Genomic DNA, 14,593 nt, shown 5'->3' on the forward strand with positions numbered 1-14,593 from the left:
TGATCGTCCAGGGCGGCGCCCCACCCGCACCTCGCTGCGCGTTCACAGGTTCGCGCCGGAACCATCTACGACGTGAACTCGTCAGAATGGGGCAGGACCGGAACGGATCAAGCGCGACGGATGTGGGGCTGCGACATGGGGGAACCTCTACTCCCAGGGGATCCTCGGCAGTTGGGGGACTTCTATCTCGACGCCAGACTCGGCGCAGGTGGCCAGGGGGCTGTGTACGAGGGCTACGGCCCCGACGGCCGGCGCGTCGCCGTCAAGGTCCTGCACGACGTGGACCCCGCGAGCCGGGGGATGCTGCGCCGGGAACTGCGTGCCTGGCAGCGTGTCGAGCCGTTCTGCACGGCGCGGCTGCTGTACACCGACCTCGCCGGGCCGATCCCCTTCGTCGTCAGCGAGTACGTGGCCGGCCCCAATCTTCGGCAGGCGATCCGCGCCGCCGGACCGCACGCACCGCAGGAGCTGCGACGGCTGGCCGTCGGCATGGCGGCGGCGCTGGTGGCCGTCCACCGCGCAGGGGTGGTGCACCGGGATCTGAAGCCCGAGAACATCCTGCTCGGCCCCGACGGCCCACGTGTGATCGACTTCGGTATCGCCCGCGTCGTGGAGGGCACGGCCACCTCCGGCCTGCCCATGGGCACCCTGCGCTACATGCCGCCCGAGCGGTACCGGGGGGCGCCCGGGGACGGCAAGGTCGACGTGTGGGGCTGGGGCGCGCTCGTGCTGTTCGCCGCGACGGGCCAGGACGCCTTCGGCGGCGAGAACATGGCGGAGATCGCCTACCGGGTCGCCACTCACCGGCCCGACGTCTCCGGCCTCGACGAACCGCTCCGCTCGCTGGTCCGGGCCGCGCTCTCGCAGGAGCCGGACCAGCGGCCCAGCGCCGAGCAGTTGCTGCTGACCCTGGTCGGCCGCGCGGACCTGGCCTCGGCGGTCCGGGAGGCCGGCGCGGGCGGCTCGTTCAAGGACACTCCGGGCGATTCCGTCGGCCCCTCCCGCGGCGAGGTCGCGGAAGCCGTCTTCTCCAGACTGAACGCCGTCGCCCAGGACGCCGTCCCCGGTGTGATGCTGCGTCTGGTCGCAGCCGGGGAGCGCGCCGAGGACACCCTGCGTTCGGCGCACCGGAACGAGTTCTCCGACGGCCGGACCCCCGAGCACGTCCTGGACTGGGTGCTGCGCGCCTTTACCGACGCCGGGATCCTGGTCTGGCAGGGCTACACCGCCACGCTCTCCTCCGCTGCCCTGCTGCGGTCCTGGCCGCGTCTGCACGACTGGGTGGAAGCCGAGCGTTCGGGCCTGAGCACCCATCAGCGACTGGCGGAGGGGGCCAGGACCTGGGCGGAGCACGGCCGCCGCAGGAACGACCTGGTGCAGGGGAGCACGCTGGACCGCATGCGCGACTGGGCCGCGACCGGGCGCCGCCACCTCGCTCTGAACCTGGCGGAGCAGGCCTTCCTCGAGGCCGCGTCGGAGCTGGGCCGCCGGCGCGGTCGGCTGCGCATGCTGGTCAGTGCCGTCCTCGCCTTTCTGCTGGTCGTCGCGGTCGCCGGCGCGGCGGTCGCGTTCGACCAGTGGCGGACCGCCGTCGCCCAGCGCGACCAGGCCGCCTCCGCGCAGGTGGCCGGCCTCGCGCTGTCGCTGCGCGTCACCGACCCCCAGCTCGCCCGGCGCCTGGCGGTCGCCGCCGAGCAGTTGGGCGGGACACCGCAGGCCTGGTCGGCCCTGCTCGCCGTGCGTTACGAACTGGAGCACGACGCCTTCAAGTTGGAGGCGCCGACGATCGCCGGCGCGGACGACCTCGACGGCGCCGGGCAGACGTTCGCCGCGGCCGAAGGCGACCGCGTGGACTTCTGGGACGTCCGGACCCGCGCCAGGATCAGCAGCTACACCACACCCGCGAAGGTCCGGAACGTCATCCTGTCCGCCGACGGCACAGTGGCCGCCGTGGTCAGCGACGACGGCTTGGTCCGATTCATCCGGGTGGCCGCCGTCAGAAGCGGCGCCACGGCTGAGGTCGCGCCCGCGCTGAGCATCACGAAGAGCGCGGAAGGGGACTGGCCCTGGCTGATGCTCAGCCCGCACGGCAACTTCCTGGTCATCGAGCCGAATGACCCCAAAACCACGATGACCGTACGGAACATCCACACCGCACGCACTGTCGCGAGCCTCCCTGCCGGTGCCACGATTCCCATCTCGGAGACATCGTTCTCGCCGGACGAGCGCGTCCTCTCGCTGCCGGTCCCGAGCGGCGGTCAACCGTTCACCTGGATCGACCTCCTCGCCAACAGGCGCCTCCCCGTACCCGACATGAACCTCCAGGCGGCTAGCTCAACCGGTGCGGTGGCGTTCAGTCCTGACGGCAAGTCAGCAGCTGTGGCCACCCTCGGCAACACCGTCAGCCTCTTCACCCGGACCCGGGACGGCGCTTCCGGCACCCTCACCGGCGCCGACCAGTACTCGCCCTACCCGCTCTCCTTCAGCCACAACAGCCGGTTCCTGACGCAGGGTGGAACGGTCTGGAACACCGATCCCACCACGCCGAAACTCGATCCGGTCCTGACCTACACCACCAACCAGAACGACTGCTACACCGGCACGTTCTTCCGCTTCGCAGCCGACGACAGGACGTTGGAGTGCGTGGGACTCGACGGATTCGTCCGGTCCCTCGATGTCAGCGCCGCCACCGGACAACCCGTCTGGGACGTCGACAACGACGTCGACCAGGCCGCGGTGAGCCCGGACCGCTCCACCTTTGCGCTCCTGCACCAGAACAGGCTGGAGATCTGGTCGGCACAGTCGCGGACCAGACGTTTCAGCGTGGAGACGCTGGCGCAGACCGCTACCACCTCCACGACGCCGGACCAGATCCAACTCAGCCGGGACGGCCGGCTGGTGGCGGTGCTGCGCGGCACCACCGTCGAGGTCTGGGACCCGTCCAAGAAGGGGGGCGCGCTCCTCGGCACCTTCCCGCTCCTCGCCCCGGCCCGACGCAGCAGGGCGGTGACGTCACTCGCCTTCTCCCCCGACGGCAACTCACTCGCGGCCTTCGTCACGATGAAGGACGGGACCGACACACTCACCTTCTGGAACCTGCGCACGATGAAGCAGATCCGCTCGATGAGCGCACACCTCGGCTATCCCGACTACCCGGGTTCGCTGCTCTTCGCCCCCGACGGTCGATCCGTCATCGCGCCCGCATTCGGGAGGATCTCCTTCCCCTCCGGGCAGACCCTTCTCCCCGGCTCCCCGGACACGCACTTCGACGCGCTCAGCGACGACGGAACGACCCTCTACACCTTTCCGCGCGCCTCCCGGCCGTCCCTGCAGACCTGGAATGCGACGACCCTGCGTCCGCAGGGGAACGAGCTGTACACAGGAACGGTGAGCGAGCCTTCGTTCGATCCGGCCGGGGACACCGCCGTCTCCCCCGACGGCCGCCTGCTGGCCGCGGTGCAGCAGCAGGGAACCGACTTCCAGTTCGCCGTCTGGGACACCAGCAACCGGTCCCAGCTGGGAGTGGCGCTCACCGGACCCACCGGCGACGTCGAAGCCGTCGCCTTCTCCCCGGACGGCTCGGCGCTGAACGCCGTGGACAAGTACGGCAGATTCTTCAGCTACCCGCTCGCCCCGGCCGCCCTCGCCCACTCGCTCTGCACCGAGGCCGGCCCGCTGACCAAGGCCGAATGGAAGACCTACATCCCCGACGTCCCCTACCGCCACGACTGCTGACGCTTGCCGACTCCCGTGCGACCGCGGAAGCCGCGGACCCCTCCTCGAGGTGTCCCTCGACGATGTGACGCTTTCCGGCACCGGAGCCAAGAAGAGATGTAAGGCAGTACTCGTTCGTCGCAAGGAGCGTCCGTGCCCACGGAGCACCCGCCAGCCCCACCCGTGCGAGACCCGTCCGGGTTCGCCGAGTTCTACCGGCAGAACTTCGACACGATCCTCGGCTTCGTCACCCGGCGCACCGACAGCGTCCACCTGGCCGCCGATCTGACCGCCGACATCTTTCTGACCGCGCTGGAACAGGCCGACAGCTACGACGCCCGGCGGGGTGTGCCCGCCGCCTGGCTGTACGGCATCGCCCGCAACGTCCTGGCGGCGCATTTCCGCGGCAGCGCCCGGGAGCAGCAGGCCGTCTCCAGGATCGCCGGCCACCGAATGCTGGTCGAGCAGGACATCGCCGCGATCGAGGCGCGCATCGACGCGGCCCGCACCGCCCGGCAGCTGGCCGGCCGGCACGCCGCCCTGTCCGAATCGCTGCGCGCGGTACTGGACCTGGTGGCCGTCGACGGGCTGTCCACCAGGGAGGCCGCCCAGGTGCTGGGCATCAGCACCGCCACCGCCCGGATGCGCCTGCACCGGGCCCGCAAGGCGCTGCGGAGCGCCACCCCGCCGGCCGACCCGTCGTCCCTGAGCACCCTCCTGGAGACCGCCTCGTGAACGCTCCCACGTACGCTCCCGTCAACTTCCAGCAGCAGCTCGGCGACGAGCTGACCGCCCGCGCCGCGGCCCTGCCCGCGCATGCCCCGGCCACCGTACGGCCGCGGCACACCCGGCGCATCGCGGCCACCTCGCTCGGGCTGGCCGCCGCCGTGACCGCGGTCGTCGTGGGCACCCACACCGCCGGCGGCCCCGCTGCGCCGACCCAGGCGGCGCCGGCCACCTCCCCGGCCGTGGGCAGCAGCCCGACGGCGGGGCTCGCCGACGTCGGCTACACGGTGACGGTCCGTCCCGGCGACATCGTCGCCCTCAGGATCATCGGCACCCAGCTGTCCGGACTCCAGGCGGCGCTGCGACGAGCGGGCCTGCCCGCTGTCGTGCTGTCCCCGTCGGCCTCGTGCCACACCAAGGTCACCCCGGTCGACACCGGCAGCCTCGGTGCGGTGATGTCGCTGGATCCGGAGGACGGCCGGGTCGCGCTGCTCGACCCCGGCGCGATTCCGCACGGGGACACCCTGCTGGTCGTCGACGAGTCCCCAGCAAACGCCGTCCACGGGTCGGTGGGGAGCCTGGCCTACCTGCTGACCGAGCAGGCGCCGACCTGCTTCCCCACGTCGCAGGTCGACATCGGCGAAGGCTGATCCCACCGGTCGGCGGGGTGGCCCGGGCCACCCCGCCATGCCGGCCCAAGAGACCGGGCGTCCCGTTGCGGGCCGCCCGGACGGTAATGGGGAGCCCCGGCGCCGCGTCAGGACTTTTCGGCGAGGACCGGGGCAAGCATCCGGTTCAGCTCGGAGGCGCTGACGGCCTTGAGGGCTCGGGCGGCTATGCGGCCCTGGCGGTCGAGGACGAAGGTGTCGGGGATGAACTGGGGATCCAGCGCGCCCCGAGGGAAGCTCAGCAGCAGGGAGCCGGAGGGGTCGTACAGGTTGGGGTAGGCGATGCCGTGGTCGGCGACGAAGGCCTTCGGTTGGGCGGTCTGCGGGTCGCGGGTGTCGACGCCGACGAACTGGACCCCCTGGGCTGCGTCGGCGCCGGCCGCGGCAGCCAGGCCGTCGGCCTCGGCACGGCAGGCGGAGCACCAGGAGCCCCAGATGTTGAGGATCACGACCTTGCCGCGGTAGCCGGTGAGGTCGAACTTCTTTCCGTCCAGGGTGGTACCGGAGAGGTCCAACGGGGTTCCGCGGTCCTTGACCGCGGTGATGAGGCCGGTGCCCGGCAGCACCCTGCTGCCGGCATTGTCGCCGGCCCCGCCGGACCCCGTGCTCGTGGAGCAGCCGGCAACGGTGAGGGCGGTGGCCAGGGCGGTGGCGGCTACCACCCGGTGCCTGGTGCGGGGACGCGAGTTCGATTGCGGACGCATACGCAGGAGTCTCGCAGGTGGTTGAGAGGGAGCTGTGGCGGCCCTGCTGACGAACCGACAGGGAGCGGGTAAAGGTTCCGGACGCGGCGTCAGAGCCGTGTCGCGGTCCGGACGAGGTCGGCGACGGCCCGGGAGCGGCTGTGCGCCGGCCAGGCGATGACGGTGGTGACCTGCGGCGCGTCCAGCACCGGCACGGCGGCTAGGTCGCTGTGCAGTTGGGCCCGGCAGGACTCCGGTGAGACCGCGCAGGCCCGTCCGAGCGCGACCAGTTGCAACAGCTGCGCGTGGTCGCGGACCTGCGGGCCGGGGCCGGGCGGGTAGCTGCCGTCGGGGGCGGGCCAGCGCGGCAGGGGCAGGCCCGGCAGTCCGGTGACGTCGGCCAGGTGCACATGGGACCGGGTGGTGAGCGGATGCCCGGCCGGCAGCACCACCACCTGGCCCTCCGTGCCGAGCTCCTCGGTGTGGAACCCGGCGGTGGAGTCGAACGGCCGGTGCAGCAGCGCCACGTCGGCCCGGCCCTCGCGCAGTAGCCGGGCCTGTTCGGCCGGGCCGCACAGGATGACGTCGACCGGGACCGCGCCGGGTTCGGCGGCGTAGGCGTCGAGCAGTTTCGCCAGCAGTTCGCTGGACGCGTTGGCCTTGGTGACCAGGACCAGCCCGGGACGGCCGGTCGCGGCAAGGGCGGCGCGCCGGGTCCGGCGCTCGGCGGCGTCGACCGCGTCCAGGGCGGCGCGGGCCTCGACCAGCAGCACCGAGCCGGCCTCGGTCAGCGCGACGGTGCGGCTGGTCCGGTCCAGCAGCGCCACCCCGAGCCGGCGTTCGAGCTGCTGGATCGCCCGCGACAGCGGCGGCTGGGCGATCCCGAGCCGCTGCGCGGCGCGCCCGAAGTGCAGCTCCTCAGCGACGGCGACGAAGTAGCGCAGTTCCCGGGTCTCCATACAGCCACCGTACTGCGGATCAATACCCGGCAGGTATCGCCGACCACCCGATCGGTGTTGGACCCCGGCCCGGACCCGGCGGCAGCATGGTCGTCATGAGCGAACGAACAATCGCGCTGGTCACCGGCGCGAACAAGGGAATCGGCTACGAGATCGCCGCGGGCCTGGGTGCCCTCGGCTGGCGCGTCGGCGTCGGCGCCCGCGACGACCGGCGCCGCGAGGCCGCCGTGGAGAAACTGCGCGCGGCCGGCGTCGACGCGTTCGGTGTACCGCTGGACGTGAGCGACGACGCGAGCGCGACCGCCGCAGCGCGGCTGATCGAGGACCGGGCCGGACGCCTCGACGTGCTGGTCAACAACGCCGCCATCACCGGCGGGATGCCGCAGCAGCCCACCCAGGTCGAGCCCGCCACCATCCGCACGGTCATGGAGACCAACGTGATCGGTGTCATCCGGGTCACCAACGCCATGCTGCCGCTGCTGCGCCGCTCCGCCTCGCCGAGGATCGTGAACATGTCCAGCACCGTCGGCTCGCTGACCCGGCAGGCGGGAACCACCGCCGAGCAGACGGCCGGCCCGGTGGCGGTGGCGTACGCGCCGTCGAAGACGTTCCTGAACGCTGTCACCCTCCAGTACGCCCGGGAGCTGAGCGGTACCAACATCCTGATCAACCTCGCCTGCCCCGGCTACGTGGCCACCGACCTCAACGGCTTCCGCGGTGTGCGCACCCCCGAGCAGGGCGCAGCGATCGCCGTCAAGCTCGCGACCCTGCCCGACGACGGCCCCACCGGCCAGTTCTTCGACGACGCGGGCACAGTGCCCTGGTGATGCCTCGGAGCGCCCGGACCGACCGTCAGGACCGGTCGGCATCACCGGACGCGTCGTCGCCTTCAGGAGTCCAGGGAGGCCCAGAGTCCGGCCGCCGCGCTGGAGGCGACGAGGCGGTTGGGGTCGCTGGGGGCGGCGGCCACCGGCATGGTGACGGTGGTGACGTCACCCGTCTTGATCTTGTCCAGCCCGACCGCGAAGTTCACCAGCTTCGACACCGACCCCAGCTTGGTGTCCACCGTCAGGCTCTTGGTGGCCGTCTCCACCAGGGAGTAGAGCTCAGTGGGGTCACTGAACGCGTCCAGGCCACGGATCTTCTTCAGCAGCTGCTTCACCAACTGCTGCTGCAGCTTGATCCGCCCGAGGTCGCTGCCGTCCCCGATGCCGTGCCGGGTGCGGGCGAAGGCGACCGCCTGGGTGCCGTCGAGGACGTGGGTGCCCTTGCTGAGCTTGAGGTGGCTGTAGCTGTCGTCGATGTCCTGACTCACCGTCACCGTCACCCCGCCCAGTGCGTCGACCAGCTTGGCCAGACCGGAGAAGTCCACCTCGATGTAGTGGTTGATCTTCAGGCCGGTCAGGTGCTGCACCGTCTTGATGGCGCAGACCGGTCCGCCCACGGCGTACGCGGTGTTGAACATCACCCCGGACACCGGGTACGTGGTCGCGCCCGACGCGGTGGTGCAGGACGGGCGGTAGACCAGGGTGTCGCGCGGGATGCTGACGATCGTGGCCTTGGTGTGCGAGGCGTTGACATGGACCACCATCGCGGTGTCCGAGCGTGCGCCGGAGGCGGCGTGGTCGTGCACCACGGAGGAGTTGCTGCCCGAGCGGGTGTCGGAACCGAGCACCAGGATGTTCATCGAGCCCGTGGCGGCCGTGGTCCCGGGCATGGTCGGGCTTGCCGAGGCCGAGGCGGAGGGGGTCTCGGAGGCGCCGTCGTCCAGTGCGGAGGAGATGTCCACGGTCTTGATGTTGTGGTCCAGGCGCCAGTACTCGTAGGCGGTCGCGCTGCCCACGGCGAGCAACACCGCGGAGAATCCGGCAATCACTGTTTTGAGTGTGCGGCGGCTGTGCCTGCGCGCTCGCAGCTCAGGGTCGGGCTGGGAGCTGTCTCCGTCAGACACCTGTGTCGTCCGTCCGTTACGGGGGTGTTGGGGGACGAACGTACGTGCGGCGTGCCCGCGAGCGACATGATTCCCGGCGCCTTCACTACGAGATCACATGATTGACAGCGTCCCCTAACACGGCCACGCCACAGGGAAATCGCATGCGATCTTCAGGCAGTGGTGGATACCGTGCCGGCCATGGACGTGACGTTCACCAAGGTGCCGGGGCGCCGTTATCGGATGACTGTCATTCGGGAACGAGGCCCGGAGTTGGCGCCGCGGCAGGGGCCGGGCTATGACGACTACCTGCCGCATGACGCCGTGCACTTCCTCGTCGAGGCCGAGGCGGGACTGCCCGGCGGTGTCTTCGGCCGGATCGCAGCAGGGCAGAGCAACATCTTCTGGGCGACCGATCCTGTCGTCCGGAAGCGTCAGGCGCGTCAGGAAGCGAAGCGGCGGCCGGGCAGGGCCGAGCGTGCCGACATGGCCCGGTCCGAGACGCTGGCCTCCCTGTGCGAGCCGTTGTGGCAGTTCCGAACGGGCCGGCGCTCGGAACTGCCGGACTGGTTCTCCTCCATGGAGCCGGGTGTCACGGAGTCGCAGCTCGTCGAGCGCATCCTGGCCCGTCTGGACGACTTCGCCGCGCGCTGGCACCCGCTGCCGGCAGGCGGCAGCGTCACCCTGTCGTGGCCGCTACGCGCTCGTCGCTGACAAGACGCCCGCTGCTTGGTGCCATCTGCATCCGATCCCAAGAGGCGCCTTGCCTTGCCTATCGAAAATCGATAGATTTCCATCGCAACTCGATGGGAGGGCGGCTCATGGGAAAGCTGACGGTGCACGCGCTGCGTGCCGTGCTCGGGCTGGTGCTGACCGGCACCGTGTTCGTGCAGGCAATGATGGTGCTGGCGATGGCCACCAAACCGGACGGCGGGTCGTTCACGATGACCGGGCTACGGGTGACCACGATCCTGGGCATGGTGTCCGCCCAGCTCGCCCTGGTCTGCGTGTGGCGGCTGGTGACCATGGTGCGACGCGGAACCGTGTTCTCCCCCGCCGCCTTCCGCTACGTGGACGTCGTGATCGGCGCGATCGTGGCGGCTGCCCTGGTGTGGTTCGCGGTCACCATCCTCAATGCGCCGGGCCAGCGGGACGACCCCGGCGTCTCCCTCATCATGGGCGGGGTCGGCGTGGCCATCCTGGGAGTCGCGCTCATCGTGCTCGTACTGCGGATGCTGCTCGCCCAGGCCGTCGCGCGCGACGGCGAAGCCGCGCAGCTGCGGGCCGAGTTGGACGAGGTGATCTGATGCCGATCGCCGTCGACATCGACGTGATGCTGGCCAAGCGGAAGATGTCGGTGGGCGAGCTCGCGGACCGGGTCGGGATCACCCCCGCCAACCTGGCGGTCCTCAAGAACGGCCGCGCCAAGGCGGTGCGCTTCGCGACCCTCGCCGCACTCTGCGAGGTGCTCGAATGCCAACCGGGCGACCTGCTGCGCTGGGAGGCCGAGCACAGCACGGACGAATGACCCGACCGGGGCTGTGCTTCACGCTTCCCGCCGCATGGTGATGCCGGAGGCGTGAACTGCTGCGACTGACCGACGTCCAGTTAGTCAGGAATATTTACTATGCTGGCCATGCGAACCGCCGCACGCACGGCGTCGCACCCGCGTCGGTGCCACCGGGCCGGTAACGATCCGGCCCGTCACCGTTGGCATAGGGTGTGGAATTCGTGGGATCAGGTGGGCGACGAGGCCGAGGGTGGCATGGACGACGAACAGCGGGTTGACCTAGGGGTGTCGTTGTTCATCCCGTACCGGTACACCGAGGACCGGATTTTCCGGGCCCTCCAGGATGCGGGGTTCGACGACTGGACCCTCGCGCAGTGCCGGGTGTTCCAACGCATCTCCCCGGACGGTTCGCGCCTCACGGACCTCGCCGATCAGGCGCAGATGAGCAAGCAGAGCGCCGGCGTGCTGGTCGACCAGCTGGAACGCCTGGGCTATGTCCGCCGCGCCCCCGACCCCGCGGACGGCCGCGCCAGGCTGATCGTGATCGAGCAGCGCGGCCGACGGGCGGTCGGGATCGCCGCAGCGACACTCGACGAGATCTACGCGGAGTGGAAGGCCTACCTGGGCACTCGCAACTTCACACTGCTGCACCAGATCCTGGATCAACTCCGCGAGATCACCGACCCCTACGCGCGGTAGGCCCGAGCAGGGCCCGACTCCACCTTGACATCGTCAGGATCATTGACTAACTTAGTCAATGATCCTGACGATGTTCTGCTATGGACGGGTGGTTGCCACGATGCACGGTGCCCGGACGAGTCGGACCCGTCACCACACGGCCCGCCGCCAACGGCTGAGCCCCGATGCGCTCCGTCCCACCAGGGGCGGCTGCCGCACGCAGACCCGCGCTACGACCTCACCGATGCCCGGAACGCTCTCGCCGCGCCCCGCGGCGTCCTGACACCACACCTCTGCTGAGGCCCCTCGGCCTCGACCGCGCCGGCCCGTCAGCGAATCCCACTGGCCACCCCGCTGCGGGACACCGGCGATCTCCAGTCACGCGTCATGCACACACCGCACCCCTACGAACGGAATCAACATGTCCACCGTCATCACCGGAGCATCCGGTCACCTCGGCCGCCTCGTCGTGGACCAACTCCTCGCTGCCGGAACGCCGTCGGCGCAGATCGTGGCCACCGGCCGCGATGTCGGCAGACTCGCCGACCTCGCCCGCACCGGAGTCTCGGTGCGGCGCGCGGACTTCGCCGACCCGACCACTCTCGACGAGGCGTTCGCAGGTGCCGAAGCGATGGTGCTGGTCTCGACGACAACGGTCGGGCAGCGGTTCGACAACCACCGCAACGCCATCGACGCGGCGCGCCGAGCGGGCGTGTCCCGGATCGTGTACACCAGCATCGTCAACGCCTCGACCGCGGAGATGGCACTCGCCGACGAACACCGCCGCACCGAGGACTACCTGCGCGACAGCGGCTCGGCGTTCGTCATCCTGCGCAACGGGTGGTACCTGGAGAACTACACCGACCAGCTCCCGATGATCACCAAGTACCGCGCCTTGCTGGGCAGCGCCAAGGACGGCCTCGTCAGCGCAGCCGGCCGACGCGACTACGCAGCCGCCGCCGCGGCGGTGCTGACCCAGGACGGGCACCTCGGAGCGACCTACGAGCTCGGCGGAACACCGTTCACCCTGACCGAGCTCGCCGCCACCATCAGCGACGTCCTCGGCACCCACGTCGCCTACCGGGACATGCCGGTGGCCGACTACACCGCCACCCTGACCGCTGCCGGGCTGCCTCCGGAGATGGCCGCCGCCGTCGCCGACGCCGACGCCGGCCTGGCCCGCGGAGAGCTGTTCACCGCCGCCGACGACCTGGTCAAGCTCATCGGACGACCGGCAACCACCGCGCACGAAGCCGTCCAGTCCGCGGCCGCCACCATCGATGAGTCGCGGTGAGCGCCCCGGGGCCCGGCGTCGACACCCACGAGATGGTCCTGATCCACCGCGTCATCCGGCGCGAGTTCGGACAGCTCCCCCGACTGTTCCGCTCCGCGGCCGACGACCCGGCGCGATCCAAGGTCATCGGAGCGCACGCCCGCGAGATGCTGCACTTCCTGCACACCCACCACACCGGCGAGGACGAACTGCTCTTTCCCCTGCTGCGCGAAAGGGCTGCGCTCGACCCGGAACTGATGGACCGGATGGACGCGCAGCACGCACAGGTCGACGCCGCCGTCACCGCCGTCGGCGCGGAGCTGCCGGGGTGGACGGCGAGCGCTGACGCCGCCGCCGGCGAGCGGATGGCAGCCCTCGTCGAAGCCGCGATACCGACACTGATCGATCACCTGTCCGAGGAGGAGCAGCGGATTCTCCCGATCGTCTCGGCCACGCTGACGCAGAGCGAATGGGACGCGCTCGGCAAGCACGGCATGAGCGCGATTCCGCTCACGCGGCGGCTGGTCATCCTCGGCCACATCACCGAGGAGGCCGACGACGCAGAACGGCAGAGGTTCCTGCAGGTCGTACCGGCCCCGGCACGCCTGGCCTACCGGCTGATCGGCCACCGCCAGTTCACCCGCGAAACCACCGCGATCCGCGGCTGACCCGTCCCGCGATACAGGGCCGACGACCTCGTGCTGCCGTTCCCCGCCCGTCGGACCGGGAACGGCAGCACGAGGGATGCACCCGCCTGGAGCGGACCGGCGCGGAGGCGTCAGCCGCCGAGGATGCCGCCCCTGTGGAACTGGTCGACCGAGGCGTTGCTGCAGGAGTTCTTGTTGCCCCACACCCCGGCGACACCGGTGGGGTTGGCGACCGCGCAGCGCAGGTCGACGTCGACGAACGGGGCGCCGTTGTTGTTGATCACGCCGTCCTGCGAGCCGGCGAGAGTGTCGCCGAAGTGGTTGCCGTACGTGCCCTCGCCCGCGGTCGTGTTCCCGCCGTCCATCTGGTAGGAGCCGATCGCCTGCTGGGCCGCGCCGGTGCTGTCGCCCGCCGGGGGGCAGTCGGTCGCGCTGGCGGGGGCGGCGACGGCCACGGCCGCGGACATGGCGAGGGCGGTGCCCGCCAGAATCTTCGTGATCATGCTTCGTCCCTGAGTTCCGGTGCGGCCGTCCCTACTGGTCGCCGCTGTGCCCGGCCCAACGACGACGGTTTCGCGGGGTGACTGACAGTCACCTGCCTGGCCCACATGTTCGACCATCGGATGCAGTGTCGCTATGCCAATCGGTGCAAATAGGACAACTTGCCAACAAAAGGATCGTTGGTTGCTGCGAACGCCCTTCCGAAACCGGTCGGGCTCGGCAGACGAACTCCACAGAGGGAATTCCAGATGATCAAGAAGGTTCTCGCCGGCACCGCCCTGGCGGTCTCCGCGACCGTCGCGGCCACCGGCCCCGCGTTCGCAACCACCGGCATGGGCGCGGAGACCCACGAGAGCGCGGCGCAGGCCATCAGCTCGTACCGGATGAGCGGCGACACCGCAGGTGGCGAGGGCACCTACGGCAACCACTTCGGCGACACCCTGGTGGGCTCGCAGGACGGCGTGATCAACAACAATGGCGCCCCGTTCGTCTTCGTCGACCTGCGCTGCGCGGTCCCCAACGCCACCGGCGTGGGAGCCACGTTCGGCAACAAGAACTCCTGCAACGAGGCCCCGGTCGACCAGTTCCAGAAGGGCGGCATCCTGGGCGGCTGAACCGCCCGGACCCGCCGACGGGCCTGTCCGACACCAACGGTCGGACAGGCCGCAGGGCGCGCCGGCAACCGATGCGAGCGGGCCCGCTCACTCCCCCGTTACGGTTGCTGTCAGCTCCGTCATCGACTCCCGGACGGTCTGCGTCAGTTTCCCCTCGGCCGAAGCGGCGATCCAGCGGGCGAAGGCGACCCGGAACGCGGCCATGCCCGCTTCGGCGGCCAGGCGCGCGGGCCAGGCCCCGACTCCGCGCCCGTTCAGCGCCGCGGCCATGTCCCCGACCAGCCCGGCGAGTTTGGCCAGCTCGCGTTCCTGCAGCTCGGGATGGGCGTCGATGACGGCCTGACGCATCCTCACGTCGTCGGGCCGCTCCTGGATCAGCTCGGCCCCCGCCTCGATCCCGAACGAGACAGCCGCGAACGGGGCCAGTTCGGGCGGCGCCTCGGTGATCGCGCGGACCACCACGTCCCGCAGCGGGTCCGCCCCGGCGAACAGTACGTCGCGCTTGTCGGCGTAGTGGCGGAAGAAGGTGCGTTTCGTCAGGCCGGCGCGTTCGGCGATGTCCGCGATCGTGGTCTGGTCGAAGCCGCGCTCCACGTACAGCTCCATCGCGGCCCGCCCCAGGCGGCCTCGCGCGTTCGGCTCCCAACGTCCCATGCGCCCATCATATGGACATCCCCTTCTCCCTGATGG

16 protein-coding genes are annotated in these 14,593 nt (G+C 70.6%); 11 read left to right on the top strand and 5 right to left on the bottom strand.

Going from position 1 to position 14,593, the window contains the following annotated elements:
• Positions 1-171 precede the first annotated feature (171 nt).
• The 3 genes from IF29_RS43620 (at position 172) to IF29_RS0116425 (ending at position 5,090) form a co-directional block, all read left to right on the top strand.
• Positions 172-3,735, top strand: coding sequence for a serine/threonine-protein kinase (locus IF29_RS43620; RefSeq protein WP_198037471.1), 3,564 nt, complete (start codon positions 172-174; stop codon positions 3,733-3,735).
• Between the two features lie 132 nt (positions 3,736-3,867).
• Positions 3,868-4,449 (top strand): RNA polymerase sigma factor, encoded by a 582-nt coding sequence (locus IF29_RS0116420; RefSeq protein WP_037595504.1) that lies wholly within the window; start codon positions 3,868-3,870, stop codon positions 4,447-4,449.
• The gene (locus IF29_RS0116425) at positions 4,446-5,090 is read left to right on the top strand and encodes a hypothetical protein (RefSeq protein ID WP_030255016.1); all 645 of its coding nucleotides are present in this window, start codon (positions 4,446-4,448) and stop codon (positions 5,088-5,090) included. Before IF29_RS0116420 ends, IF29_RS0116425 begins: the two co-directional genes overlap by 4 nt.
• A 107-nt stretch (positions 5,091-5,197) precedes the next feature.
• Here the strand turns inward: IF29_RS0116425 and IF29_RS0116430 are convergent, their stop codons facing one another.
• The gene (locus IF29_RS0116430) at positions 5,198-5,812 is read right to left on the bottom strand and encodes a TlpA family protein disulfide reductase (protein WP_051725400.1); all 615 of its coding nucleotides are present in this window, start codon (positions 5,810-5,812) and stop codon (positions 5,198-5,200) included.
• Between the two features lie 89 nt (positions 5,813-5,901).
• On the bottom strand, positions 5,902-6,750 hold the full coding sequence (locus IF29_RS0116435; protein ID WP_030255021.1) for a LysR family transcriptional regulator: 849 nt from the start codon (positions 6,748-6,750) through the stop codon (positions 5,902-5,904).
• 95 nt (positions 6,751-6,845) lie between these two features.
• Between IF29_RS0116435 and IF29_RS0116440 the strand changes: the two genes are divergently transcribed.
• Positions 6,846-7,577 (top strand): SDR family oxidoreductase, encoded by a 732-nt coding sequence (locus IF29_RS0116440; RefSeq protein ID WP_030255024.1) that lies wholly within the window; start codon positions 6,846-6,848, stop codon positions 7,575-7,577.
• A gap of 62 nt (positions 7,578-7,639) precedes the next feature.
• Here IF29_RS0116440 and IF29_RS0116445 read toward each other — a convergent pair whose 3' ends face one another.
• Entirely contained in the window at positions 7,640-8,626 is a 987-nt protein-coding gene (locus tag IF29_RS0116445) for an LCP family protein (protein ID WP_232242179.1), read from the bottom strand.
• 255 nt (positions 8,627-8,881) lie between these two features.
• Here IF29_RS0116445 and IF29_RS0116450 point away from each other — a divergent pair, with 255 nt between their 5' ends.
• The 6 genes from IF29_RS0116450 (at position 8,882) to IF29_RS0116475 (ending at position 12,809) form a co-directional block, all read left to right on the top strand.
• Positions 8,882-9,394: a hypothetical protein gene (locus IF29_RS0116450; RefSeq protein WP_030255029.1), complete on the top strand. Its 513-nt coding sequence runs from the start codon at positions 8,882-8,884 to the stop codon at positions 9,392-9,394.
• A 107-nt stretch (positions 9,395-9,501) separates the two neighbouring features.
• The gene (locus IF29_RS0116455; RefSeq protein ID WP_030255033.1) at positions 9,502-9,987 is read left to right on the top strand and encodes a DUF2975 domain-containing protein; all 486 of its coding nucleotides are present in this window, start codon (positions 9,502-9,504) and stop codon (positions 9,985-9,987) included.
• On the top strand, positions 9,987-10,208 hold the full coding sequence (locus tag IF29_RS0116460; protein WP_030255035.1) for a helix-turn-helix domain-containing protein: 222 nt from the start codon (positions 9,987-9,989) through the stop codon (positions 10,206-10,208). The genes IF29_RS0116455 and IF29_RS0116460 overlap by 1 nt, the downstream gene beginning before the upstream one ends.
• A 213-nt stretch (positions 10,209-10,421) precedes the next feature.
• Positions 10,422-10,889: a MarR family winged helix-turn-helix transcriptional regulator gene (locus IF29_RS0116465; protein ID WP_232242180.1), complete on the top strand. Its 468-nt coding sequence runs from the start codon at positions 10,422-10,424 to the stop codon at positions 10,887-10,889.
• Positions 10,890-11,289: 400 nt separating this feature from the next.
• Positions 11,290-12,162, top strand: a complete 873-nt coding sequence (locus IF29_RS0116470; RefSeq protein WP_030255040.1) for an NAD(P)H-binding protein — start codon at positions 11,290-11,292, stop codon at positions 12,160-12,162.
• A complete protein-coding gene (locus IF29_RS0116475) occupies positions 12,159-12,809 on the top strand; it encodes a hemerythrin domain-containing protein (protein WP_030255041.1) in 651 nt (216 codons plus the stop codon). The genes IF29_RS0116470 and IF29_RS0116475 overlap by 4 nt, the downstream gene beginning before the upstream one ends.
• Before the next feature lie 110 nt (positions 12,810-12,919).
• On the opposite strand, the gene IF29_RS0116480 is transcribed toward IF29_RS0116475, so the two are convergent.
• Positions 12,920-13,291, bottom strand: a complete 372-nt coding sequence (locus IF29_RS0116480) for a hypothetical protein (protein ID WP_030255044.1) — start codon at positions 13,289-13,291, stop codon at positions 12,920-12,922.
• Positions 13,292-13,537: 246 nt separating this feature from the next.
• On the opposite strand from IF29_RS0116480, the gene IF29_RS0116485 reads away from it, so the two are divergent.
• On the top strand, positions 13,538-13,903 hold the full coding sequence (locus tag IF29_RS0116485; protein ID WP_030255047.1) for a hypothetical protein: 366 nt from the start codon (positions 13,538-13,540) through the stop codon (positions 13,901-13,903).
• 87 nt (positions 13,904-13,990) lie between these two features.
• On the opposite strand, the gene IF29_RS0116490 is transcribed toward IF29_RS0116485, so the two are convergent.
• Positions 13,991-14,557, bottom strand: a complete 567-nt coding sequence (locus IF29_RS0116490) for a TetR family transcriptional regulator (RefSeq protein WP_030255050.1) — start codon at positions 14,555-14,557, stop codon at positions 13,991-13,993.
• Between the last annotated feature and the right edge of the window lie 36 nt (positions 14,558-14,593).

It is taken from the genome of Streptacidiphilus jeojiense (genome assembly GCF_000719095.1).
Lineage (GTDB): Bacteria > Actinomycetota > Actinomycetes > Streptomycetales > Streptomycetaceae > Streptacidiphilus > Streptacidiphilus jeojiensis.

Coding starts and splice junctions, on each gene's coding strand:
- IF29_RS0116430 (WP_051725400.1), bottom strand. CDS start 5,812: ATGCGTCCGCAATCGAACTCGCGTCCCCGCACCAGGCACCGGGTGGTA.
- IF29_RS0116435 (WP_030255021.1), bottom strand. CDS start 6,750: ATGGAGACCCGGGAACTGCGCTACTTCGTCGCCGTCGCTGAGGAGCTG.
- IF29_RS0116440 (WP_030255024.1), top strand. CDS start 6,846: ATGAGCGAACGAACAATCGCGCTGGTCACCGGCGCGAACAAGGGAATC.
- IF29_RS0116450 (WP_030255029.1), top strand. CDS start 8,882: ATGGACGTGACGTTCACCAAGGTGCCGGGGCGCCGTTATCGGATGACT.
- IF29_RS0116455 (WP_030255033.1), top strand. CDS start 9,502: ATGGGAAAGCTGACGGTGCACGCGCTGCGTGCCGTGCTCGGGCTGGTG.
- IF29_RS0116460 (WP_030255035.1), top strand. CDS start 9,987: ATGCCGATCGCCGTCGACATCGACGTGATGCTGGCCAAGCGGAAGATG.
- IF29_RS0116470 (WP_030255040.1), top strand. CDS start 11,290: ATGTCCACCGTCATCACCGGAGCATCCGGTCACCTCGGCCGCCTCGTC.
- IF29_RS0116480 (WP_030255044.1), bottom strand. CDS start 13,291: ATGATCACGAAGATTCTGGCGGGCACCGCCCTCGCCATGTCCGCGGCC.
- IF29_RS0116485 (WP_030255047.1), top strand. CDS start 13,538: ATGATCAAGAAGGTTCTCGCCGGCACCGCCCTGGCGGTCTCCGCGACC.
- IF29_RS0116490 (WP_030255050.1), bottom strand. CDS start 14,557: ATGGGACGTTGGGAGCCGAACGCGCGAGGCCGCCTGGGGCGGGCCGCG.